At 61.1% G+C, this 24,475-nt stretch carries 21 protein-coding genes; 5 read left to right on the forward strand and 16 right to left on the reverse strand.

All coding sequences use genetic code 11. The features are described 5' to 3' along the window. Positions 1–35: 35 nt before the first annotated feature. The 5 genes from VKT51_08995 to VKT51_09015 all read right to left on the reverse strand — a co-directional run bounded on the left by VKT51_08995 (position 36) and on the right by VKT51_09015 (position 4,853). Entirely contained in the window at positions 36–884 is an 849-nt protein-coding gene (locus tag VKT51_08995) for a hypothetical protein (GenBank protein HLJ84291.1), read from the reverse strand. A gap of 29 nt (positions 885–913) precedes the next feature. After that, positions 914–1,885: a polysaccharide biosynthesis/export family protein gene (locus VKT51_09000; protein ID HLJ84292.1), complete on the reverse strand. Its 972-nt coding sequence runs from the start codon at positions 1,883–1,885 to the stop codon at positions 914–916. Between the two features lie 53 nt (positions 1,886–1,938). Then, the gene (locus VKT51_09005; protein HLJ84293.1) at positions 1,939–2,385 is read right to left on the reverse strand and encodes a hypothetical protein; all 447 of its coding nucleotides are present in this window, start codon (positions 2,383–2,385) and stop codon (positions 1,939–1,941) included. A gap of 99 nt (positions 2,386–2,484) precedes the next feature. Further along, a complete protein-coding gene (locus tag VKT51_09010; protein ID HLJ84294.1) occupies positions 2,485–3,777 on the reverse strand; it encodes a nucleotide sugar dehydrogenase in 1,293 nt (430 codons plus the stop codon). Positions 3,778–3,896: 119 nt separating this feature from the next. Beyond that, positions 3,897–4,853: a sulfotransferase domain-containing protein gene (locus tag VKT51_09015; GenBank protein ID HLJ84295.1), complete on the reverse strand. Its 957-nt coding sequence runs from the start codon at positions 4,851–4,853 to the stop codon at positions 3,897–3,899. Between the two features lie 60 nt (positions 4,854–4,913). On the opposite strand from VKT51_09015, the gene VKT51_09020 reads away from it, so the two are divergent. After that, the gene (locus VKT51_09020) at positions 4,914–5,954 is read left to right on the forward strand and encodes a glycosyltransferase (GenBank protein ID HLJ84296.1); all 1,041 of its coding nucleotides are present in this window, start codon (positions 4,914–4,916) and stop codon (positions 5,952–5,954) included. Here the strand turns inward: VKT51_09020 and VKT51_09025 are convergent. From VKT51_09025 to VKT51_09035, 3 genes are all read right to left on the reverse strand, one after another. After that, complete coding sequence (locus VKT51_09025; GenBank protein ID HLJ84297.1) at positions 5,938–6,957, reverse strand: sulfotransferase; 1,020 nt, start codon at positions 6,955–6,957, stop codon at positions 5,938–5,940. The two genes, VKT51_09020 and VKT51_09025, sit on opposite strands and share 17 nt — an antisense overlap. A gap of 163 nt (positions 6,958–7,120) precedes the next feature. Beyond that, positions 7,121–8,110 carry a sulfotransferase gene (locus tag VKT51_09030; GenBank protein ID HLJ84298.1) on the reverse strand — a complete coding sequence of 330 codons (990 nt, stop codon included), beginning with the start codon at positions 8,108–8,110 and terminating at the stop codon, positions 7,121–7,123. Then, positions 8,107–9,024, reverse strand: a complete 918-nt coding sequence (locus VKT51_09035; protein HLJ84299.1) for a sulfotransferase — start codon at positions 9,022–9,024, stop codon at positions 8,107–8,109. The genes VKT51_09030 and VKT51_09035 overlap by 4 nt, the downstream gene beginning before the upstream one ends. Before the next feature lie 211 nt (positions 9,025–9,235). Between VKT51_09035 and sat the strand changes: the two genes are divergently transcribed. From sat to VKT51_09050, 3 genes are all read left to right on the forward strand, one after another. Further along, the gene (sat, locus tag VKT51_09040) at positions 9,236–10,408 is read left to right on the forward strand and encodes a sulfate adenylyltransferase (protein HLJ84300.1); all 1,173 of its coding nucleotides are present in this window, start codon (positions 9,236–9,238) and stop codon (positions 10,406–10,408) included. Between the two features lie 142 nt (positions 10,409–10,550). Continuing rightward, positions 10,551–11,117 carry an adenylyl-sulfate kinase gene (gene cysC, locus VKT51_09045; protein HLJ84301.1) on the forward strand — a complete coding sequence of 189 codons (567 nt, stop codon included), beginning with the start codon at positions 10,551–10,553 and terminating at the stop codon, positions 11,115–11,117. Further along, positions 11,114–11,941, forward strand: coding sequence for a PHP domain-containing protein (locus tag VKT51_09050; protein HLJ84302.1), 828 nt, complete (start codon positions 11,114–11,116; stop codon positions 11,939–11,941). Before cysC ends, VKT51_09050 begins: the two co-directional genes overlap by 4 nt. Before the next feature lie 74 nt (positions 11,942–12,015). On the opposite strand, the gene VKT51_09055 is transcribed toward VKT51_09050, so the two are convergent. Together VKT51_09055 and VKT51_09060 are read right to left on the reverse strand one after the other, a co-directional pair. Then, positions 12,016–12,660: a hypothetical protein gene (locus VKT51_09055; GenBank protein ID HLJ84303.1), complete on the reverse strand. Its 645-nt coding sequence runs from the start codon at positions 12,658–12,660 to the stop codon at positions 12,016–12,018. Between the two features lie 109 nt (positions 12,661–12,769). Beyond that, complete coding sequence (locus VKT51_09060; GenBank protein HLJ84304.1) at positions 12,770–13,564, reverse strand: hypothetical protein; 795 nt, start codon at positions 13,562–13,564, stop codon at positions 12,770–12,772. Between the two features lie 155 nt (positions 13,565–13,719). On the opposite strand from VKT51_09060, the gene VKT51_09065 reads away from it, so the two are divergent. Beyond that, positions 13,720–15,597, forward strand: a complete 1,878-nt coding sequence (locus VKT51_09065; GenBank protein HLJ84305.1) for a hypothetical protein — start codon at positions 13,720–13,722, stop codon at positions 15,595–15,597. Between the two features lie 822 nt (positions 15,598–16,419). Here the strand turns inward: VKT51_09065 and VKT51_09070 are convergent. The 6 genes from VKT51_09070 to secF form a co-directional block, all read right to left on the reverse strand. Beyond that, on the reverse strand, positions 16,420–17,142 hold the full coding sequence (locus VKT51_09070) for a hypothetical protein (GenBank protein ID HLJ84306.1): 723 nt from the start codon (positions 17,140–17,142) through the stop codon (positions 16,420–16,422). Positions 17,143–18,546: 1,404 nt separating this feature from the next. Beyond that, positions 18,547–19,128 carry a hypothetical protein gene (locus tag VKT51_09075; protein HLJ84307.1) on the reverse strand — a complete coding sequence of 194 codons (582 nt, stop codon included), beginning with the start codon at positions 19,126–19,128 and terminating at the stop codon, positions 18,547–18,549. 346 nt (positions 19,129–19,474) lie between these two features. Then, positions 19,475–20,758: a hypothetical protein gene (locus VKT51_09080; protein HLJ84308.1), complete on the reverse strand. Its 1,284-nt coding sequence runs from the start codon at positions 20,756–20,758 to the stop codon at positions 19,475–19,477. A gap of 101 nt (positions 20,759–20,859) precedes the next feature. Further along, on the reverse strand, positions 20,860–22,083 hold the full coding sequence (locus VKT51_09085) for a hypothetical protein (GenBank protein HLJ84309.1): 1,224 nt from the start codon (positions 22,081–22,083) through the stop codon (positions 20,860–20,862). 246 nt (positions 22,084–22,329) lie between these two features. Then, positions 22,330–23,250: a cation diffusion facilitator family transporter gene (locus VKT51_09090; GenBank protein ID HLJ84310.1), complete on the reverse strand. Its 921-nt coding sequence runs from the start codon at positions 23,248–23,250 to the stop codon at positions 22,330–22,332. Next, complete coding sequence (secF, locus tag VKT51_09095) at positions 23,213–24,469, reverse strand: protein translocase subunit SecF (GenBank protein HLJ84311.1); 1,257 nt, start codon at positions 24,467–24,469, stop codon at positions 23,213–23,215. The genes VKT51_09090 and secF overlap by 38 nt, the downstream gene beginning before the upstream one ends. Positions 24,470–24,475 lie beyond the last annotated feature (6 nt).

Here is a 24,475-nt window from a genome sequence, read left to right on the forward strand (position 1 = left end):
CGCGATGTCGTTCGCCTCGCCGGCCGCGTGGTAGGTTATGGTGTCGGTGTACCGGTGCATCCAGACGGACCGCCCGGACACGGCGTTGGGATCGATGCTTCGCTGCCGGTGACGCTGTTCAAGTCGGCGTTGATCGTCGCATTGGTCGCTTGGCCCGGATTCCAGAGCGGCGCTGACGGGAACAGCGAACTGTTTGCCGACGATTGCGCTGCGATATCGTTCAGCAAAGTCAATTCGGCGAAATTCGGTGCGGCTTCGAGATGTTGCACCCACGCCTGCACCGTGTTGAAGTTCCAGTCGTCAAACGCGGTGTTGCAGCCGGACGGCGGACACTGCGACGATTTCTTATAGACATACAGCGCCGCCGCGGTCGTGAAGACATCGCTGACTGCGGCTGATGCCATTACTGCGCCGCTGTCGCCCAGGGCGAGCGTGGTCGAAGGACCGTGCCCTTCGAACATCAAGGTCCAACCTTGCGAGCCCGACGCTGCTTGCGCGACGACGATGTAATTTCGAGAAGCGACCATGACGTACGGCGAACCGGCTGGGGTCGGTTGCGCCGGTGACGTCACGTTGAAGGCGCCGTTTGCATCTGCCGTGCTCGTTCCCGCCTGCGGAAAGCACCCGCAGCTGAAGACGATGCCCGCGTTCGCTGCCGGAGCGTACGAGAATCCGCCGCCATACGTGCCGCCGGTGGCCACCTGCATGCCCATCGCTTGCAGCACCGGCGACGGCACTGGCGAGGGACTTGGGCCGAGGCTCGGCGATGGCCGCGGGCCGGGTCCCGGCAGGGTGGAACCTCCGCCTCCGCCGCAGCCGGCGATCAGCGTTGCGGTCAGCACCGCTGCGGCGCTGACGGCGCCGACGTATTGCATGCTCTTCATGAACTAATTCGTCTCCTTACTTGTGGGGGTTAAATGTGCGGGAACAGATTTCGTAGCCCTATGAGGAGCAAGTAGAGCGGATTTGATTGACCGTTGCCGTTGATGCCGTGCTTCGACTTGGGAACGAAGACGACGTCACCTTTCTGCATGGTCAGGTCCGCGGTCGTCTGCCCATTCTGCAGCGCGTCGTAGAGATTGACGTTGAACTTCTGCACTTGGCCGCTGGCGACCGTACGGGTGACGGTGATGTTGTTCAAGTCGCCGTCAGCAGCATCGCTATTGCCGGCCTTCGCGATCGCCATGGAAAGCTTGTCACCTTGCGCGATCTCAATCTCGCCCGGGTGATCCACCGCGCCGGAGACTTCCACGTCGATCGTCTCGGGCGACGGAATATAGACGATGGAACCGTCGGTCACGGGCACGTCCTGCGACGTGTCGCCCAGACCGTAGAGTTTCTGGAGCGAAACCTCTTCGAGATGCCCCGCGTAGTCGGTGACCTTCGCGGTGGGATACGCTTGCGCCGTGCCTTCGAGTCCGCCGGCAGCGGCGACCGCATCGGTGAGCCGTGCAGACGAAGTCAGTTGATACTTGCCGGTGTGCTGCACGCCGCCCAACACGAGGACGTTGATCTCGCCTTGCTGGGCGAGAATGACGGTGACCACCGGATTGCGCACGTACTTCTTCAACGCGGCAGCGATCGTCTTGCTCGCCGCTTCCGGGGATTCGCCGGCGACGTGCACGCGGCCGATAAGCGGATACGAGATGTCGCCTGACGGCAGCACCGTGACCGACTGCGAAAGCGTGGAGTCGCCGAAGACCTGGACGTTCAACTGATCGTTGGCGTGGATGATGTACTCAGATGTCGCGGCGACCGGTGCCGCAGCGGGGGCCGGCGTGACCTCACCGATGGGCGAAGCCTGCGCGACCCCCGCCGTCCCGCAGATCATAGCGGCGGCGAACCCGAGCGCGGTTAAGAGACTTGCAGATTTCGAGACAGACATACTCACGAGATTCCTCATATCACCTATGTTAGTGCGCCAAAGTGACTCTGGCGTTACTTATGCTTATGCCCATTGTGGTCGCGCGCCCCGTATTCGGCGGCCAATAGCCGCCCCCCGAGATTGGGGTCCACCCAGGCCTGACCGAGCGCAAGCGAGCGAAGCGCCGCTCCCAACACTTCAACGGATGAAGCTGTGCTTACCGCACACGAGCAGCCTGCGTTGAGCGCATTTTGAACGAGCCCAGGCTGTCCGCCCCCGACAAGTGCGCATATCGGGACACCCGGCAGCGACTTTGCCAGCCACGAGACGGTGTGGAGCGGGTCGTTGATCTGCGCTTCGAAGCCGACGATGATCGCGCCGACCTCCTTGCGCCGCAGATCGTCGGGCGCCAGATCGGTCTGTTGGTACGAGCCCACGACTTCGGCGATTCCGGATTCCTCCAGAAGCCCCGCGAACGCTTCGCGGACGATATTCTGGTCGTCGACCAGAGCGATTTTCATCGGCTTGACGCTTGATAGAGCCATTACTGTCTCATCCTAGTGTGATGTGCAACGCGGCGCCATGCGGTCTTTGCCCCTTCCGGGCTAGGCCAAGCGACCTTATAAGGTCGCGTGTTGGTACGTAGGTCCTAACGCGCGCGCTGCGCGCTTGCCCAGCGTCGCCACGGTAAACCCCGCGCGCCGCCACGCCTCGGCATCGAAGAAGTTGCGCGCGTCGACGAGCACGCGACCTCGCATGAGCGCTCCGACGCGTTCCGGTTCGATCGACGCGAAGACCGAGTGATTGACGACGAGCACGACTGCCTCGGCATCGCGCACGGCCGAGTCGAGATCGGGGCTCAGGCCGTGTTTGAATCCGCGCGCGATCGGATCGTAGACGCCGACCTCGTAGCCGTGTTCTTCGAAGAGCGCCACGAGCCGCTCGGTCGGGCTCTCACGCGAATCGTCGACATCTGCTTTGTACGAAGCGCCGAGCAGCGCGATTTTGCGACGCTCGCCGCTCGGCACGTGATCGCGGACGAGGCGCACGATGTGATTCGGCATGCGCGCGTTTACTCGTCGCGCGGTCTGGATGAGTTCTGTCGTGAACGGATGTGCGTCTGCGAGAAACTGCGGATCGATCGGGATGCAATGACCGCCGACGCCCGGACCCGGGCTGAGGATGTTCACGCGCGGATGCTCGTTCGCAAGCCTGATGACTTCCCACGCGTCCACGCCGAGCTCTTCGCAGAGCACGGCGAGTTCGTTTGCGAGCGCGATGTTGACGTCGCGAAATGTGTTCTCAACGACCTTGACGAGTTCGGCCGTCGTGGCATCGGTCTGGAACAATCCGCCGGTGACGAAGGATGCATAGAGCTCGCGCGCGCGCTGCGCATCCTGCGGCCGTCGCCCGCCGATGATGCGTGAGTTCTCGCGAAGCTCGCGCACGATGGCGCCGGGGATGACGCGTTCCGGGCAGTGCGCAAGCGCAACGCTATCGGGGTCGACGCCGGCCGCGCGCAAGGCCGGCACGAATATCCGATCGAGCGTTCCGGGGGGCACGGTCGATTCGAGGACGATCAACTCGCCGCCGCGCAGATGCGATGCGATCGCCTTTGCGGCTGCCTGCACGTAGCTGAGGTCGGGGCGGCCGTCGCTCGCATTCGGCGTCGGCACGCACACGAGAAATGCGTCTGCGGGTGTCACGTCGTCGACGATCCGGAGCTTGCCCGATGCGAGCGCCTGCGCGACGAGCGTCCTCACTTCCAGCTCTGCGATGTGATCGGCACCGGCACGCAATCGAGCGCGCACGTCTGCGCTCACGTCGTAGCCGTTGACGTCGTGACCGGCCAGCGCGAGCATGGAGCCGGTGGGCAATCCGATATAGCCAAGTCCAAGGATGGTGACGGTCATGCAAACCTCGGGAGATGCGGCCGACGCACGCGCAGGCGCAGATGTGACCACCTCATACTAGCCGTTGGCGGCACGTCGCAAGAAGAACGAACTAGCCTGCGGTGGGCCACCCAACGGGCCTAATGTGGCGTGAGGGGTGAGTCTTTCGGCCTAATGACGCGGTGCGGCAACACGGCTTCGGGCGAGACCAGCGGTGCGGGATCCAGCCCGTAGATGCGGTCGAGATCGAACCACTTCAGGATGTCGAGCGCGCGGCCGGCTTGCGCGTTTGTGATCAGCGACCTCCAGCCGTCGGACCGGGATCCGCCTTGTTTGATCCCGCCCGCGGACTCCCACGCCATAGACGATGGTCGCGCGATATGCGCGAAGACCGCGTCGTCGAGCGGCCGCTGCAAGAATTCGAAGAGCCGCGAAACTTCGCGCCGCGGGTCGCTTCTGAACGATTCGTAGAAGGCGACGTGGATCTCGCCTTTGCAGAACTGGCGCACGGGCACCATGTTCTCGATGCACCAGCGCGCGACGTGCGCTTCGAACGGGTCGGAGATGGCGGCCAACCGGTCGCGCAGCGGAGACAGATAGTCGGCGACGAGTTGGCTCTGGCCGAGGAATTCGGACATGTCGAATCCCCAGCTGTAGCGAACGCGCGATGCCGCAACCGCGCATGGATGGCGCAGCACCAAGACGATGGGCATCCCCGGCGACAAGTCGGACAACCAGCGAAGAAACAGACCGGCGCGGATATCTTTGATCAACCTCCGCTTACTGATCAACCGCCGGTTATAGAAATCCGTCCAACCGTTGCGGATCTTCCCCGACACGATCGCCTTCGCGGGTTCGACGAACTCGGGCCGCGTATCGCCCGTTCGCAGATACTGCCGATTCGAAAACGCGCGGCACATGGGAACGTGCAGCGCGGCGAACGGTTCGAAGATGAAGCGATACTTGTTGTCGTGGTTGATGATCTCGGCGATCCACGTCGTGCCGCCGCGCCCGCTGCCGGCTAAGAAAACCGTTGCGCGCTGATCGCCGCCGATATCGAGGTGGACCTGCGCCGCCAGCGCTCGCACGGCGCGCACCGCTCTATGCACGGCTTCACGAGGAAATCGCGAGCGAAAGGAAGCATTGTTCGCCCGCACATGGCCTCCGCCTTGGAATCGCCGGCAGGACCCGACGTCGCTCTGCCATTCGATGCGCGCATCGCGCGCATCGGTCTCGTCATGCCCTTCTACAACGAGGCGCCAAACCTTGCCCAAACGCTGAAGAGCATCGCGGCGCAGACGATCGATCACCGGCGTCTGTATTTCGTCGGCGTGGACGGCGATTCGTCCGATGACGGCCGGGACATGATCGAGCACTGGCTTGCGAGAGGCGACATCGCGGGGTGCGTCGTGAGCAATCCGCGCCGGCGTATCCCGATCTCGCTCAACGCCGGCATTCGCGCGCTGACGAACGCGGATCTAATCGTTCGTCTCGACGCGCACACCACATACGGGCCGAAGTATATCGAAGACATCGTCGCGGCGTTTTCGAATGGGCCGCCGGATCTCGGCTGTGTCGGCGGCCTTCAGCTGCCGGACGACGGCAGTTCGTTTTCGACGCAGCTATCCGGCGCGCTGCTGACGCATCCGCTCGGCGTCGCTCGTCTCGGCGTCAAGTCGCTGACGAAACCGCAGTTCACGGACACGATGTATCTCGGCGCCTGGCGGCCAGGACTCTTGCAGCACCTCGGCGGTTTCGACGAGAATTGGATCGCGAACGAAGATTCGGAGCTCGAATCTCGGTTGCGTGCTGCGGGTTGGCGCATGCTGCTCATTCCGGTCGCTAACCGCTATCGCGTGACGCGCGGTGCGCGAAGCACGGTGCGCCAATGGGCGGGATATGGATATTGGCGTGCGCAGACGATACGCCGGTATCCGCAGGAGTGGCGATGGCGGCATGCCATCGTCATCGCGGGATTGATCGTGCTCGTGGCCGGGGCGATCTCGCCATGGCGGTGGTTCTTGCTGCCCGCATACCTTGTCTACGCGCTAGGCGTCCTCGTGCTCGGCCGCGGCCATGCACCGTTTGCGGCGAATCTTTGCGCTTGCGTCGTCTTCCCGATCGTGCACATCGCGTACGCCGTCAATTTTTTGCGCGGCCTCGCCCATCGCCCGGCGCCGTTCACGAAGGCCCTCTGACCGCTCCCGCCGCGCGCCCCGAAAAGGTCGCCTCCGCCCCCGCGATGTCCGGCATGGACGACCGCCCATAGATCTTTTCCAGCCCGAATGATTCGACGATCGCGTACGCGCGCTCGACATCGCTCGGCGCGACGTTGTTGCGCCACGACTCGACGAGGCGCGCGCCGTCGAGCGACGGTCTGGGCCGGCTGCGGTCGACAGCCGTGACCTGCACCGATGCGGATGGCGTCGTCATGTTCTCGAACACCCGGTTGTCGTATCGCCGGCCCAGGAACGCGAACAGCCGTGATACTTCCGCCGCGGGATCGACGCAGAGGTTTTCGTAGAACGCGAGATGGATGTCGCCGCGCGCGAAGGACCGGAAGGGCACGTAATTTTCGACGCACCAGTCAAAGACGTGCCGTTCGAAATCGCTTCGAGCCGCGCGGATGGCAGCGACGAAGGGCCCGAGGTGGTCGGCGATCAGATCCGGCTGTGTCAGGTAATCTTCGCGGATGTCGTCCCAGCCCAGCTGCGCGCGCGAACGCGCGACCGCGCACGGATGCCGCAGCAGCAAGACGATCGGCATGCCCGGGAAGTGCGCGCGCATCCAGCCCAGCATAAGCGTCGTGCGAACGTCTTTGACGATGCGCTGGGTGTAGACGCCGGGCAGGTTGAGGCCGTCCACCCACGCGTCGCGGAGGGCACCGGTGAAGATCGCCGTCGCCGGGCCCAGATAGGTCGGATCGTTGGATTCCGCGCGCAGATATTGGCGGCGTGCGAACGCTCGCACGGCGGGCACGTTGCCGCGATGGAACGGTTCGACCATGACTCTGTAGTGATGATCGAAATTCGCAACCTCCGCGGCCCACGTCGTACCGCTGCGGCCCGAGCCCGTAAGGAGCAGCGTGCGGCGGTAATCGCGATTCACGTCGAGATAGAGCGCGTGGCTGATGATGGAAAGACGCCGCCTGAATCGTTCTCCGGCCGGGGTCGGCGCCCGCCTTCGCGTCGTGTTCGTCACGAGAGATGATATCGGAAAGATATGGCGCGGGCCTTTATGCAACCAAATGTAGGGCGGGCCTTTATGGCCCGCCGGCGGACCGTAAAGGTCCGCCCTACATCGCATGGCGGCGGACCGTAAAGGTCCGCCTACATCGCATGGCGGCGGACCGTAAAGGTCCGCCCTACATCGCGAGCAATGCGCGCGCGGCGTCCGGATCCGGCATCGGGTGGTCGTTGTAGATCCGATCCAATCCGAAGAGCCCGAGGATGTGGAGAGCCCGCTTCACTTGCGACGGCGTGATCTCGTTTCGCCATTGCGTGAGCGGGTCGGCGTGCGTCGCGATCGCGCTCTTGCGTCGCCGAACTTGGCTCGACGGGATCGACAGCTCACCGAGTGAACGCGGATCGTAGTCGCGGCCAATGTGGTCGAAGAGTCCCGAAATCTCCCGGTCCGGGTCCATCACAAAGCCTTCGTAGAAAGCGATGTGGATTTCGTCCTTCGCGAACTGTCGGAGCGGCACGATCGTCTCGACGCACCAGCGATACATCTGCTGCTCAAATGGATCACTCGTTGCCGCCATCTCGTCGGCAACGCCGCTCAAATGATCTTCGACGAGCTCTTGGTTTGAGAGGTATGCGTCAGTGAGCGGGCGCCAGTGAAGGCTTAAGCGCGACGCGACGGTCGCAAGCGGATGCCGGAGCAGCAACACGACGGGCATTCCTGGAAAATTCAAGCTCAGCCACTTGAGGAACAGATTGGCGCGGATGTCTTTGACCAGCCTGCCCTTTGAGAACCACGTTTTGTTGTAGCGATCGACCCACCCCGCTCGAAGTCGGCCGCCAAGGACGCTTCTCGCGACCGCTAAGCGCTTATCATCGCGCGCGTCGGGCCGCAAGTAGGTCATCGCCCCGAATGCTCTGCTGCTCGGAACTTTGTCAGGGTGGAACGGCTCGAACATATAGCGGTAGCGGTGGTCGAAGTTGATGATCTCCGACACCCATGTCGTTCCGCTGCGGCCGCTGCCGGCAAGCAGCACGGTGGACCGATGATCGCCGCCGACGTCGATGAAAAAGCGATGGCTCGCGTACGCGAATTGCGCGCCGAACACGCGTGAGGCGGTGCGCGCCTCGCGGAACAGATGGTGGGCGGTCTGCAGCAGGATGTGAGTCATGCGTGCGTCCGCTCATAGGCGTTCGGCCGAGCAGCCCACGGATTGAGCTGCTTCGGCATGGCATCCTCACCATACAAGGCGTCGAGGCCGAACATCGCGAGGATCTCAAGCGCGCGTTCGATCTGATGAGGCAGGGTATGCGCGCGCCAGCTGTCCACGAGATCGTGCCGCCGCACCGTTCGCGTTTCGTCGCGATTGAGCAGCGTGGGCCGGCACAGCTTATTGAAGATCGCGCGCGTGTATGGCCGCTCGAGATAGTGGAAGAGCCGGTCGATCTCAAATTTCGGCCGCTCGCAAAAGTTCTCATAGAACGCGACGTGGACGTCGCCCGGCGCGAGCTGACGCAGCGGCACGTAGTTCTCGACGCACCACAGGAAAAGTTGCCGTTCGAATTCGGTGCTTGCGCCCGCGATCTCGTCGCGCAAGGTGCCTATGTGGTCGTCGAGCAGCGCTTCTTGGCTGAGGAGCTCATCGAGATGGTTCTTCCAGCCCAACCGTAACCGCGAATTCGCGTCCGCGATCGGATGGCGAAGCAGCCAGATGATCCGTGTTTTTGGAAATCGGTCGCGCAGCCACTTGAGCATGAGGTTCGCGCGGATCTCGGGGATCACGCGTCGCCGGCTGATGAATCGGTGATTGTAGCGATCCACCCATGGATTGCGGATCGCGCCGCTGAGGACGAGACGGGCGGGCTGTACGAACGCGGGATCCGTGTTGTCGGGCCGCATGTACTGACGATAGTTGAAGTTGCTGACTTCTTCGGTGCGATATGGTTGGAACGGTTCGAAGAGAAAGCGATACTCGTTCGCGTAGTTGATGATGTTCGACACCCAGGCCGTGCCGCTGCGGCCGGTGCCCGCGACCAGGACTGCGGTCGCCGGATCGGGATCGAGGTCGATGATCGGCCTGCTCACGACAGATACCAGGCGACACAGACGTGCCTGACGGACTTCATATTACATTGCTTGGCTTCGAGCGGCGCCGAAAACCTTTCGCACCGCCGCAATCCGCGCTCGACCAAGCAACGGTTGAGCCCACGGTCACGACAGCATGCCGAGGTATGCCATTGCAAAGCGTGGAAAAAGCAGTTGGGCCAGTGCGGCCCGTATACGTTTGGAGGCTGTTTTGTCCAATTCGAAGACACTGCTCGTAGAGCCGCATGGCGGAACGCTCGTGGACCGGGTGGCAAAGCCAGGGCCGGCCCTGAAGCTTGCGGCCGACGCAGCGACGGCGCCGAAGATCGCTCTTTCCGAGAGGTCGCTCTGCGACGTCATCTGCATCGCGACGGGCGCATACTCGCCGCTCGAAGGCTTCATGGGTTCGGCGGACTATTCATCCGTGGTGGACAAAATGCGCCTGACAAACGGGCTCGTCTGGCCGATTCCCATCGTGCTGCCGATCGAAGAGTCGCTCGCCAAGCGGCTGAAGCCCGGCGACACCGCGTCGCTCGTCGACGGTTCCTTCAATATGGTCGCTACGATTGAGATCTCCGAGATCTTTCAGGCTGACCACGAGCGCGAAACGAGCAAGGTCTACGGCACATCCGATCGCGAGCATCCGGGCGTGGCAGCGGTGCTTGACGCGCCGCCGTTTTACTGCGCCGGCAAAATCACGCTGATCTCAATGCCGAAGCCGGACTACCCCGAACATGCGCTCACACCGGCGCAGACGCGCGCCAAGTTCGCCGAGCTCGGCTGGCGCACGGTTGTCGGCTTCCAGACGCGCAACCCCGTGCACCGCGCGCACGAATACCTGCAGAAAGTCGCGCTCGAAAGCGTCGACGGTCTTCTGCTGCACCCGCTCGTCGGCAAGACCAAGGGCGACGACGTTCCCGCCGATGTCCGCATGCAGTGCTACAAGGTATTGCTCGAAAAATATTATCCCCTCGGCCGCACCGTGCTCGGAGTCTTCCCCGCAGCCATGCGGTACGCCGGTCCACGCGAAGCAGTTCTCCACGCCATAGCGCGCAAGAACTACGGCGTGAGCCACTTCATCGTCGGACGCGATCACGCGGGTGTGGGGACGTACTACGGAACCTTCGACGCGCAGCGAATCTTCGATGATATCGAAGACGAGCTCGGCATCACGATCATGCGCTTCGAGCACTCGTTCTGGTGCAACGTTTGCGAGGGGATGGCGACGACCAAGACGTGTCCGCACAAGCCCGAGGACCGGGTGGCCCTCTCGGGCACGAAAGTGCGTGACATGCTGCGGTCGGGTCAACGGCCTCCACAGGAGTTCTCGCGCCCTGAGGTGGCGGACGTGCTCATCGCTGCAATGGCCGGGACGAGCGCCTAAAGGCGCCGCAGGTCCCAGCGCTTATTGGGACCTCTCACCCAGACAAATGTGCTTTGTGGCGCAGAGGCCGTGGGCCGGGGCGTCCGAACGATAGTCGTGGAGCACGTCAACACGCCAACGCTTGTAAGGAGCATCGCACATCTTGCGCACCGATAAGGGTTTCATCATCTGGTTCACCGGGCTATCAGGCTCCGGCAAGACCACCATCGCACGCATCCTCGAAAAGCGGGTTCAAGCGGCCGGCCGGCATCTTGAATCGCTCGACGGCGACGTCGTGCGCACGCACCTTTCCAAGGGTCTCGGCTTTTCGAAAGAAGACCGCGACACGAACATCCGGCGCATCGGCTATGTCGGCCATCTTCTGCAGCGCAACGGCGTCGGCGTCGTCTGTTCCGCCATCTCGCCCTATCGCGCCACGCGCGATGAATTGCGCGAGATGGTCGGTGAGGACTTCATCGAGGTCTATGCCGATTGCCCGCTTGAGATCTGCGCCACGCGCGACGGCAAAGTCGAGATGTACGCCAAGGCGATGCGCGGTGAGATCAAAGAGTTCACCGGCGTCTCCGATCCCTATGAAGCGCCCGAACGCCCGGAGCTGCACCTTCACACCAACGACGAGACGCCCGATGAGAGCGCCGACCGCGTGATGCGCTATCTCGTCGAGCAAGGCTACGTGGCGCCCGTCGCGGAGGTTGCTGCCGCTCGATGAGCGACGCCTACATCGATCTACAGCTGCACACGAACTGCTCCGACGGCATCTGGCCGCCGGAGCGGCTTTTCGCAGAGGTCCGCGCGAAGCGGCTCGAACGGTTTTCGGTGACCGATCACGACACGATCGGCGCGTATCCCGTGCCGGCTGATCTCGCGGCGTCGTGCGTGCCCGGTCTGGAAGTCGATACCGAGCACGATGGACACACCGTGCATCTCCTCGCATACGGCATCACCGATCCGTCCTGTCCGCTCTTAGCCGCGCTGAACCATCAACGTGAGGAGCGCGTAGTTCGGATGAAGGCCATCATCGAACGCATGCGTGGGCTCGGTGTTGATGTCTCGTACGACGACGTGCGCGCGCAGGTCGTGGGCGCAGGCTCGGTCGGGCGGCCGCATCTCGCACGGGCGCTCGTGGCTAAGGGCATCGTCTCGAACACGCAAGAGGCGTTCGACAAGTATCTCGCCGATGGCGAAAAGGGCTTCGTCAAGCTCAAGCGGCTCACGTCAGCGGACATCATCGCGCTGGTTCGCCAGTCGGGTGGGATCGTGGTCATCGCGCATCCCAAGCGGCTGCGCGAAGAACGGCACCTCGCCGAGATCGCCGATCTTGGGGTGGACGGCGTCGAAGTCGTGCATCCGTCCGCGGATGAAGAATATCAGAAGATGCTCTATGCGTTCGCGGACTCGCGCGGGCTGCTCACGACGGGCGGCACCGACTTCCACGCTCCCGAAACGCACCCGCTTCCGGGTATCATGTTCCCGCGGGAGCGTTTACAACCGTTCCTCGACCGCGTGGATCGCTGCCTCAGCGGCGCCGCCTAAGTAGTTATGAAAGCGATCTACTGAATGGGCCGGCGCTAGTCGGCCCGTTCAATCTCCGCGTTTGCCCCGAATTTCTAAGGCAGATGGACAATGCGCGGCAACTTTAGGTGCAGCTTCAACGCATCTTTGGCGACGGTTTTCACGTGCGGCACAAATAACGATGCTTGGGCGGGTGTCATCATGAGCATTCGCTGGGTACCGTGATCGAGCGTCGCTGCGTAGATGTGATAGTCGAAGCTCAGCGATCCGTGTCCGCCTTGCACCTCGCGGACGACAAATCCCTCAGGGCCCTTGCTCGCGACATACAGTCCGCGAGTGTCGCCATCAGGCGTGAGCATCACGTGGTACACCTGTCGTTGGTCGATCGATTGGGCGAATGTCGGATCCAGGCTTACAATCGCCGTACCGTTGATCAACTGGCCCGAACCCGTGTCCTCTACCGTCGGCGATGCCGACGTGGCCGCATACGAGACGACAGTGTTTCCGTTTCGCACACGGACGAAGCTATTGATAGTGCCGTGCACAAAAAGGTCACCGTTGCGGTTAGTAAAGTCGAGGACTTTTGCGGTCTGGTCGGCTAGGATTAATGGATACGTTCCGGTCCCCGCCGGCGCTTCGGCGACGACGCCTTCAAAATCGCCGATAACAAAAGCCCCAATGGAATCGGAACGCCCTTGGCTGACAGCTTCCAGCGCTATGTAGGGAGAGTTAGCATTCACTCCCATCATATTTGTCGACGTTCCCATCACGCCTGGACCGTTTGTCGAAACTCCCCCAACCCCGACCCCTCCCGGGGACATGCCCAACACACCGTTGTTGTAGGAACTGTTATTCGTCGATGCGCCGATGACTCCGTACCCGCCTTGTAAGTTCGTATTGTTTGGATATGAGTTGCTTGTCTGACCAACGACGCCGTTGCCCTGGGTTGATGTGCCGAGCACCCCGGTCCCACGACGACGTGCCAGACACGCCGCTATTGTAAAAATTGAGAGCTCCCGTCGCGTCGACTCCCATGACGCCGGAAGCGCTGTAAGTGGGCGAGCCGTACGGTTGGCTTGTCTGACCAACGACGCCGTTGGTGTAAGTGGAGCTACCGGACACGCCCACTCCGAAGTTTGATGTTTCTACCGTGCCGAAGCCATCAGCTGAAGAACCTTTGACACCGCTACCGTACTTCGACTGACCATACACGCCGTTATTCCTGGTGCCTTGATCCGTTGAGCTATCGTATCCGCCCACACCGGATGCGTCGGTGTGCGTCGTAAGACTAGGGTTGGTCGTAACTGCATAGACGCCGGTACTTTGCCCGCGCGCTACGATCGCTTTGCCCTTAAGCGACGTTGAAATGATGGCCGCGCCAATCCCATTATTCGTTGCGCTAAAGAGCGCGCCTGAACCCGCGCCAGTTACAGTCACCGGTGGGGCCAGTATCGTCCCTGCCGTAACCGCGACCGCAGGTATGCCCAGCGCGACGATGGCTGCCAGCGCGAGCGGGTGAACGTGAAGTGTAATTGTCTTCATAGAGGTCCCTTCAACCAAGGCCGCGCTCTTGCGGCTGATGGATACGACACGCGAGGGTGTGTCATTTGGCTGCTTAACAATCGGCAGAAATTGCAAATTCACACGCGTCGTTGCAACGGCGGTGTTCCAGATGGATTATACGCTTGAACGCCCCATAGTCGCAACTTCTTTCTATCGATCGCGTTGAACACAACGAAAACGACGAGCGCGCCCGCTTGGGCCAGGCAACGTTAGCGGCCGTACGGGGCAGTCGGCGGGTGATCGCGCTCTTCGCACCAAATCTCTCCGCCATGCGGCTGCGCGCAGTACACCTGTGGACAGCGTTTGCGTTGGCGTCGATCTCGACCGCCTTCGTGCTGCTCGCCAATCCTAGCGCGAGCGTCGCGCGCTTTCCGATTCCGATTCCACTTGGCAATCCGCAAGACATCGCTGTCCGCGCCGCGCTCTCCGAGTTCGGCAAATCCCTCGGCGATCAATTGCCTATCGTGCTCTCGCCGTCCGACGCATATCCCACCGCCGCGCTGCCCGGAGCGCCGTTCGCCCCGCGCGCGGCGCCCAATATCATCAAATCGCTGCGCGCTACCACCGACGGCACCATCATGCTTCCACCCGGCGACTACGAGTTCACGGTCGATGTGTTCTGCATGAAGGCATCCGCGCACAGTCCGAGCGGCCACCGGTACCTCGTGGCGCCGCTGCACGGCTCTGCCGCCGATGTCTTCCGTGCGCTCAATTCGCGCGCACCGTCTTTCGGTCTGAACCACGGCGCGCTCCAGGTGCTGTCGTGGAACATCCAAGCGGGCCTCCCGTATAGCGCGATGCAAGCGGCACAACGGGCTATCGTCGACAAAGTCATCCCGGATCTGAAGCCGCGTCTCGAGGGAGACGTCTTAACGCGTATCCAGGGTCAGTACGATCAGGTCGCGTCGAAGCTGCCGGGGATGCCGTCGTTCGAGGACGCGCTAAGCCGCATCGGTCCGGCGGGTCAAGCGGTGTTACAGATGCAGACGCTGCGCCAAGAGATGGCCCAGCCGCCGCCGACATTTGCGCAGCTCGCTCAAGAGCTTGTTCCTTTCGCGCCGCTCGAAGCCGGCGGCTCCGGACCGACGCCGTGGAGCCGATATTCTGATCGCGTGTACATACGCTTCGTCACGGACGGCAACTATGCCACGCCGGGCACCTATCAAGTCCGCGTGCTGCCGGCACAGCTCGTCAGCAGCACGCAGCTCGTGGGCCTTGGGCCGGCAAACTCCGGCGCGCCGGTTCCTTTTTCGAACGTCGTGAACAACCCGGGAAACACCGGAGTGCAGCCGTTGACGCAGGCGCCGCAACCCGGTGGTCCGCAACCGAACCCGACGCCCGCGCCGTCACCGACGCCGAAGCCCACCATCACCTCGCAGACGTTCGCGACCCATCCTTCGAATCGATCGCGCTTGACGGTCGGCGTCGGCGAACAAGTGAAGCTGACGTTTTCCGGCAGCAGCGCGAATTGGTCTATCTCGAGTTCCGGCGGCGACGGGAGCGTCACGCCGAGCGGCAAGACGAGCATCTATACCGCGAGCATAACGCCGGCGACCGAGACGATCGAGGCGGTCGACACATCGGATTCGGCGACCGCGTCAATCACGTTCGACGTCATCGCCCCGAGCTCGCTGTTGTTCGAGCGCATTCCCGGCAAGACGATTCATCATCACCATGGATGGCCGGACATCGGATTCGCGGCGAACGTCTATCTGCAGCCGGATACCGTGTCGTTTGAGAACATCGGCGTGCGCGAGCAGGACGCGAACTACGTGGCGAACGGATACTACACGTGGGAGAACGGACAGTCGCACGGACCCGCGGGTAATCCGGAGCCCGTCAAGGCTCTCGTACCTGGAAAGGGCTGGCTGCTCGCAGAGCCCGATGATGTGTGGTCTGGTTTTCAGCCCGCGACGCCGCCGTTCGCGCCCGGCACCGAAACGGTAGACATCCCCTGGGAATACGACGCGGCTGCGGACGGAGACAGCGGTCCGTTCCATGTGTTCGCGACGGTGACGCAGATCTGCGAATTGAAGTCCGATCACTCAACGCTATTCGCGAAGAAGGGCGCGGCGACGATCCAGCTGACCGTGTCGAGCCCGGACTATCACTAGCGCCGTTTCGCGCTCGGTTGTCTCAGGCGTCTCAGTGCCATATGGCGTCGTGGCACACTACGTCGGGTTAATAAGGATTAGCCCTCAAAACGGACGCTACAATCGCGCAAGTTCGCACCAAAACCGGTTATCAGTTATCACCGGTTCCATTAAACGCTTTCTTCGACACGTTGAGCGACGACACGTTGGCGCCTCCGCCGTAGTCGGGGTCATCAAATTGGGTTGGATCGTCTTCCCAGTTGCAAACGGCACATATTTTTCGATCGAGGCTCTTCAATTGTTAGAAATCCGCAACACGGACACGCTACAGGTTCTTATCGTTCATCGCTATCGCACCGGCGGCGCCCCCCCCTCGATCCACGGATCATCCGCAGAGCGCCCGTCAATTACGATGCAGTAGAGTCCGTCCCACGATAGTTCCCATCGCCAGCCGCGCTTCGTTCCCGCAGCGTTTGCCTCTATCCAGCTTCTCGCAGCGACTGGCGACAACGATGTACGACATGCCGGGCACCTGGGTGTCGCAGCAGCCGTAAAGTGCCCACCACACGAACATCGCTGCAAAAATGGCTCCGTGCCAGGGCCGATTTTTTGGAACGGCTCGAAAGGCGCACCGCTCGGATGATGACTGTACGCCGAGAGAATGGCAGTTAGTCCACAGATATCGCAATAGGCATATGAGCTATCGTTAAACCCGTTGTGAATCAAGAAGTACGGAAACTCGTGCGAACACCCTTGACACGTACCGATACCATCTTGTCTCATAAATCGCTCGAATTGAACCACAGAGAACGAAACATCACGTTACAATGCCCCTGTTGTTCATCACCTGTCTTGGTCGACGCCGTTCGGGATATTCAGGTAATCGCAGTTCTCAAGCTTTTCAAGATGAGGCGGCATCGAATAGTCAGATGAAATGATCCCGTACGAGAGCTTGTGTCTCCCGGCCTCGACGCCGGAAAGTCGAAAGACGAAGGCTTGTGATTTAACTCCCGTAACGAGGGGTTCTATCGGCGCATGGGTATCTAATTGGATAAAGTAGAGCTGATCTTTAAGCTTGTAGTTGCCTCTCGAAAAGAAGTTATTGTAGAACGCCACTAACCGAACCGAGATCGAAGTTGGTGTAATCTGAATCGATGCGAGATATATATCGGGCCCTTCATCCACCTCTAGTTCAGGTCCACAGGGTTGAAATTGCTCCGGCATGAGAAAAGTGCAGCGCATTGAGTGAACATTGGAACGCTCAATGGATTCTGCGCCTGCGATAAGGTAGCTATCGGACGGCTGTATATCGCGCCCGATCTCCCATTGCTCTCCAACGATTTTCCCGTGAAGGTCTTGGAAGACATACCGTATGCCTTGGACCGAATTCGAAGTCGGTACCGCGGAAAGAACGCCGCCACCACCGAGAGCACAACTGCTTATTCCGAGGCCAGCGACTCCTTTCAAATCGGCGGCTTCGACCCGACCTGGCATGATTGACAAATATCCCATAATAACGATTGGGATAATACGTGCACCAAACGACTTCGTGCTAAGCCCCATCATAGATATTACTCCGAATGCGGAGGATTGGACCATGATGCCGCGTTTTGATCAAGGTATTGCCTCAAGCATGCCTGAGCACCCGCGGTCAAGAAGCGGATCCAGCTAAATGATCCCCTTTGGTGCGCCCCGGGGGTCAGGATATACACGGAGATCGCCAGGCAAGCAAGAACATGATCGTGGCCGTGACTGAGATCATAGCTATAATTGCGGCAAATTGAACGGCTTGCGTCTCCAAGAAAACAAGCGAGAATCGCCTCGCGAGAAGTACCACAAAGAAGACAATTACAGCTGACGGAATACCGTATTCAATAAAACTCCCCGCGTAGGTGAGTAAGAATGCACCCACGGTAGGCGGCCAACAGACGATCCATATAATGACTGGTAGTACAATACTCGTCACGGCGGCCTGCACCAATAAGCGAACGGCCAGTCGACCCGGGGTCATCACTTCAATTTCTCTTCCCCTGGATGCGCTCTCGTATGCCGTTTGGCGGCCGGTTGCTTGAGGATCCGAAATTGATGATACTGGGTACCAATTTGATCGAGCGATATTTCGTAGATGCTAGGGGAGCTGCCTGGACAGACTATGACGGAGGTACCCCGCGGGATCGACCACGGAGTTGTGACACCGCCAGACGTACTGGTCTCGTCCTCTATCCCGAGATTTTTGTACGAGCGACCGTCGCCGAGAGTAACCACCGAACCACGAACACTTCCGTTATCGCGATCGGTTCGCACGACCGTCCTATCGAGACATCCTGGTAGACGGATCTGACTTGTAACATTGCAGCTCGGCACGAACAGAATCAGCAGCGTGGCGAGTAAGTAACCTTGCCAAACGCATAGCGACCTCGCGTTAATCGCCATCGTAGATGTTACTCCATGTGGGGCGGATCGAACCATAACGCTGCGTTGTGTTCGAGGTATTGCCTCAGGCAAGTCTGAGCACCCGCGAGATGATACTCCCATTGGCTAGAATATAGGAAACGCTATTCCCATATAGCGTCGAGGTATTTTCCCTCGCACGCGCACGTGAGACCGCTCTCCAAGTCACGGTATATGTCGGCCAGGTCATCGGCCAGCGAGGTTTCTGTCGGCCCACTCCTATCGTCTGGCGGAAAAAGAACATTATGGTACCTGCCGAGGCCGATGCGCCCAAATCTCTCTGTGAGTGTGGCGAATCGACTGACGTGCGATTTAGAGCTTTGCGCAACCGCGGCTGATTGCTTTTCGGATGTGACGGCCGGCAGCTCGATCACGGCTACCTGCAACCAACCCAACAACCAATGCAATGCGAACAAATCCCTTGGCGTCGGTGTGGCCGATCGATCGATCCAAGTCATGACATCCGCGGCGATTGAGCGAATCTCGCTATCCGCCGTGAGTTGGACCCCATCGTAGCCGCTACTCTCCGCCCGTCGTGACTAGGTGACGCTTCTCGATGCCGTCGGGAACGTATCCGGTCGAAACATAATCATGGCCAAATCCCGCGACGAAACTTGGCATTTGCAAAAGAGAAGCGATAGTGCGGTGTCGATCTAACTCGAACACAGACTCCGAATCTTCCTCGATTGTGCTGGCTCGCAGGACTCTCTCCATTTCCTTGGCATCTCCCGCAACGCCGAACACTTTGAGAAGCTTTGCTGCATCACCGCCGACCGGAGTGTCCGGCCCTTGATCCGTAAAGTAGTTAGGCAGCGAACAGTATGAGTCGACCAAATCTCCGTTGTCATACAAATCATATGTCAAATAACTGTCGTCGTGATTTAGGACGGCAAGTGCTTGGCAATTTGCCCGCTTGGTCAGCTCAGCCGCTAGATTCTTGAGAATGCTCCGATCTTGCAGTTCACACTCTTCGTCGGAAACCACCGTGTAACGATCGGAGGTCGGCGAAATTACAGCGCGGCGTCCTAGATCAACGAGTATAGCCCGAACCTTCTCCGTGGTCGTATTCTGGAGAGTGATATTCGTATAGAAATTTCCCACTTTGCAGCCTTCGCATGGAAGCTAGCGGTTCTACTCTCGAACTAGTCTCATCGTGGAACCTGTTGCATCGTGTTTAACACCAACGAGCAACATCTCTAGCATGACGTGGACTCCAGAACAAAAACCCCCGGCGTATAGAGACTGTAGGCCTTCTCGTAGCTCTTCGCCTTTCGCCATTTTCAAAATTGGAAGAATTTGCCACGGAGTCCAGCGACCGCCTATCGTTGCTTTGACTCGCAGTGTAGCATAACTCGAAGAACGTTTATATCGCCCGCCATGGATCCAGAGGCACGGTAGCGTAAGGTTGACGGGGCGGCTCGTAAAGCTCCGCCCTACATGTTATTGGTTAGTGGACGGTCACCGAGACGAGCACGCTATTTCCCTTCGCGTCGGCGATCGTGATCTGCGCCGTACCCGCCGCGTGCGCAGTGGCGACGAATTTCTTATTCGACGTTCCCTGTGCCACGGTCACGACCGATGTCTTGTTGCTCGTCGCCGTCCACGAAGAGACGCCCTTCTCGGAAACCGTGATGGTCGCGGTCGCGCCGGACGAAGCCAGCACGATGTTGCGCGGGCTGACGTTGAGCGGATTCAGAATGTAGACGTCGACTTTCTGATGGTCGTCGAGGGCCCAGAGATTACCGTCCGGGCCAAGCGTGATGGCTTGATCCGTCGCGAAGCCTCCCGGCGGGAAGTACACCGTTTCGATTTCATTCACGCCGCTGATCTCGCCGATGACGTTGGCCGCGCCGGACGCGACGAACCACGGGTTGCCGTCCGGCCCGACCGTGATCGAGGCGGGGTCTTGCAGCACCTGATAGCCTGTCGGGAAGATGGTGACGGCCGGCGCCGTGGTCACGCGCGCCATTTGATTGCCGCAATTGACCCACAGATCGTTGTCGGACTTCGCGAGCACGATGCCAAACCCGGAGCAGCCCAGGCTATACGTGGTGATCGCGCCGGTCGAAGGGACGATCTTGTCGATCAGCGAGTCGCCGGCTTCGGTCGCCCAGAGGTTGCCGTCCGGCCCGGTAACGATGCCGCCGTAGTAGTTCGTCGTGTCATTCGACGGGTAGGCATATTCTGTGATCATGCCGGCCGTCGTGATCTTCGCGATGTGACCCAATTCGACGAACCAGACATTGCCGTCTGGTCCGAGCGTGACGCCGCTGTAGCGCGACGTGTCCTTGCTCGGGATCGGATACGTGGTCAGCACGCCGGAGGGCGTCATGACGCCGAAGACGGGCGCGTTGTAGTCGGGCATGTAGAAATTGCCGTCCGCGCCGACCGCGATCTGCGACGGCATAAATTGCATCATGCCGCCGTCGAACGAAAGCGGGAACGACGTTGTTTTCCCCGCCATCGTCATCTTTATCAGGGTCGAGTCGAAGTAGTCCGTGTACCACATGTTCTTGTCGGGTCCGGTGATGATGTCCACGGTCGGCGGCACGAGGCTAGGATCACCCCACGCGAATTGCTCCCAGTGGATGGGCTCCTTGTCGGTCTGCACGACTTGCGGCGAAGTCACGCTGTGGCTTGGCGCCGCAGCGGTCGTGGGCATCGCTTGGCGCGCGCTGCAGCCGGCGAACAAGATCGCGATCGCGAGAATGAATGATGCCGTGATACGCATGATCGATTGTCACCCCTTAGGCGGACCATAAAGGTCCGCCCTACACTGCGGACCGTAAAGGTCCGCCCTACACCGCGGACCGCAAAGGTCCGCCCTACATGTTATTGCACCGTGACCGAGACGTTGAACGTGTTGCCTTTGCCGTCGCTGACGGTGATCTGCGCCTTGCCGGCTGCGACGGATGTCACGTTGAAGATATTCGCGGACGACCCGTTTGCGACCGTCGCCACGGACGTCTTCGAACTCTTTGCGGTCCAACTCGTGGTCCCGTTCTCGCTCACCGTGATCGATTTCATGGACCCGCCGGAGGTAAACGTCAGGTTCTTCGGCGTGACGGTGAGTATCTTGATGATATACACATCGATGTCGCCGCCGCTATCCACGGCCCAGACGTTGCCGTCCGGTCCGGCCGTCAGCGCGTAGTCCGCGTTGAAGGCGTTCGGCGGGTAATCGATCGTCATCTGATCGGTCGACGTGTTGAACTCGCCGATCACGTTGTTCGAAGTCACCGCAAACCACGGATTGCCGTCGGGGCCGACGGCGAGCGAACTCGGTTGGGCGTTGACGGTGAAGCCGGTCGGAAATGTGGTCACCGCGCCGCCGGTCGTGACGCGTGCAAGCTCGAAATTGCAATTCACCCAGAGATTCTTGTCGGCAGCGCTGACGACGCTGTATCCCTGGCAATCGATGTTCGTCGAGACCATCGCGCCGGTGCTCGGGTTGACTTGCGTCAGCAAGTTGTTGCCCGGTTCGGTCACCCAAAGGTTACCGTCCGAGCCGACCGTGATCGCGCCTTGCGAATTCGTCGTGTCGCCGCTGGCGAACGTGTACTCCGTGATCGCACCGGTCGGCGTGATCTTGGCGACATGCGATTGCTCGACGAACCAGACGTTTCCGTCTGGGCCCTTCGTGATGCCGTTGAGATAGCTGACGTCGCCGCTCGGTATCGCATACGTTGTGAGCACTCCGGCCGTCGTCACGACGCCTATCAACGGCACGCCGAACGGCAAGATGTAGAACTTGCCGTCTGCGCCCACCGTCATCTGCTCGGGATGGAAGAGAGTGCCCCCGTTATAGCTGAGCGGGAAGAGCGTCCTCGCGCCGGACATCGTCATGCGGATGATCTGCGCTCCGTTCGCATCCGAATACCACATCTTCCCGTCCGGTCCCGTGATGATGCGCGTGTCATCGTCGACCGTGGTCGAGCCGCCCCAGAGGAATTGCGTCCACTGCACGGGCTGCTTGCCCGTCTGCACGACCGACGGCAATGCCGCATGCAGCGGTCCGGGCAGCGGCGCGGCTTGCCGGCTCGCGCATCCGGTCACCAATAACGCTAGACAACCGCTTATAAGCAATCGGATGCGCATCACTACCTCAAACTAGAAGGCGCTGTACGGATGCGATAATATGCCGCATCCTGGCTTGCGACTTTCGCTGGGAGCGCGCGCTTGTCCGCGCAAGGTTAGCGTATTGAGCCGAATGGGCCGACTATCGTCGGCCCCTTCAGTACGTCGGCCCCCTCGGTTAGCCCGTTCAGGCCTCATATGAGCGCTTTTTCTCATAGGCTTTTTCTAATCTTCGGGCTCGAGGTGGATGAGGACGTTGGCGTGCGGCAGCCGCTTCTTGATCGCGACGACGATGAGATCGGATTGATCGTGAGCGATTTTGAGCGGCATCGCGCTTTTCATCTGCAGGTGGAAGTCGATGAATTCGCCGGCGCCGGATCGCCTGGTCCGCAGCTTGTGGTAGCTGACGAACAAGTCGTGATGCTCTTCGATGATCGCGCGGATCTGTGCCTCGACGTGCGGCGGGAGACGGACATCGGTCAGATCGGTGACGGCGTGCACCGTCACCGCATATGCCGCGCGCACGATCAGCCCGGCGATGAGCAGGGAGACGATCGGGTCGATGATGCTCCAGCCCGTGAAGCGGATTACGATGAGCCCGCCGGCGACGCCGAGCGCAGTCCAGATATCCGCCTGCAGTTGCGTCGCCTCGGCGAGCAGCGCCGGCGACTGTTCCACGGCTGCGACCGCGCGGACACGGCGCCAGACGAAATACGTGATGATGCTCGAGCCGAGCATCACGGCGATGCCGAGATCCAGGTGCGCGGGCGGCCCAGGTGCACGGAGCCGTGCGATCGCCTGCCAGACGACGAGCGCCGCGACGCCCGCGATGAAGAGCGCTTCGACGGCAGCGCTGACGTTTTCGAATTTCCCGTGGCCGTAGGCGTGGTTGTCGTCGGCCGGGCGCGCGGCCATGCGCACCGTGAGCAATTGCGCGCATGTCACGAAGACGTCGGTCGCCGAGTGGACGGCTTCCGACAGAACGCTGACCGAACCGGACAAGAACCAAACCGCAAGCTTCACGATGACGAGGATCGTGTTGGAGATCAGCGGACCTAGGAGTGCCTGTGTGCGCGACGCCGCGGTCCGGCGCAGGCGCTCCGCGGCGTCAGCGAGCCTCGTCGGCTCCGTCGGCGTCTGCGCCATTCTCGAAGTCCGATCTCACGGTGCCTGCGTCGTCGCCGCCGTCGGCGTTCGCGCTCGCGGGAACGCGATCGCGCATCCGGCGGTAGCGCGGCGGCGGACCGGTGGGGGTCTTCGTCTTCGCCCGCTTCGCGCGGTCGGCCGTCTCTGCGGCTCTCGCCGCCGATTGCGCGTTTTTCTGCGTCGCCGGCGCTTGGCGGGTCGAGGATTCACGCGCGAGCGCCGCGGCGTGAGCCCCGGCCCGAGCGCGCGCGGTGCGCTGCTGCCACATGACGAGCAGCGGACTCGCGATGAAGATGGAGGAATACGCGCCGCTCGTCACGCCCACCAAGAGCGCGAAGGCGAAATTCTTCAAGGTATCGCCGCCGAAGAAGTACAGCGCGAACAACACGATCAACACTGTCGCGAGCGTATACACCGACCGCGTCATCGTCTGCAGCAGCGAGACGTTCACCATCTTGTCGTACGGCTGGTCCGCCATGAGCCGGCCGTTCTCGCGGATCCGGTCGAAGATGACGATCGAATCCATGACCGAGTAGCCGATGACGGTGAGCAGCGCCGCGAGGAACGCATCGTCGGCCTTGCGGTTCGCAAGCGCGTAGATGCCGACCATCACGATGACGTCGTGCAGCAGCGCGATGTCGGCGATGACGCCGAAGCGCAGCTGATTGCCGAAGCGGAATGCGATGTAGAGCAGCTGCAGTCCGAGCGCGATCACGAGCGCGAGCAGCGACCGCTGCAGGTATTCCTTGCTCAGACTTGGTCCGACCGCGGTGTTCTGACTCTGCCCCCGATCGACCTTAAAGCCGGCTTTGTCGAGCGTGTCGTAGATCGGGCTTGGATCGCTTATGGCGCCTTGCGTCGAGATCGTGATCCGATCGTTTTGCGCGATGTCGCCGCTCTTGGTCGCGAGCTGGAGCGTCTCGGCGCCGGAGATGATATCGGCGTATTCGGCGCGGATGGCGGTCTGTTTCGCGGCATCCCGGTCGCCTGCGTCGATCGCGTTTACGTCCATCTTCATCAGCGCCGAATGCACTTGCTCTTCGGTCACCGACTGGCTGAACTTGACGTCGATCGTGGAACCGCCGGTGAACGAAAGGCCGAGCGGCAGACCGTGATGGATGAAGAGCGCGATGATGCCGGCGATGATGATGATGCCGGACACGCCGAACCAGATGTTCCGCTGGCCGACGATATCCCACTTCAGATTGCGAAAGAACATGCCCGC

This window comes from Candidatus Eremiobacteraceae bacterium (genome assembly GCA_035295225.1).
Lineage (GTDB): Bacteria > Vulcanimicrobiota > Vulcanimicrobiia > Eremiobacterales > Eremiobacteraceae > JABCYQ01.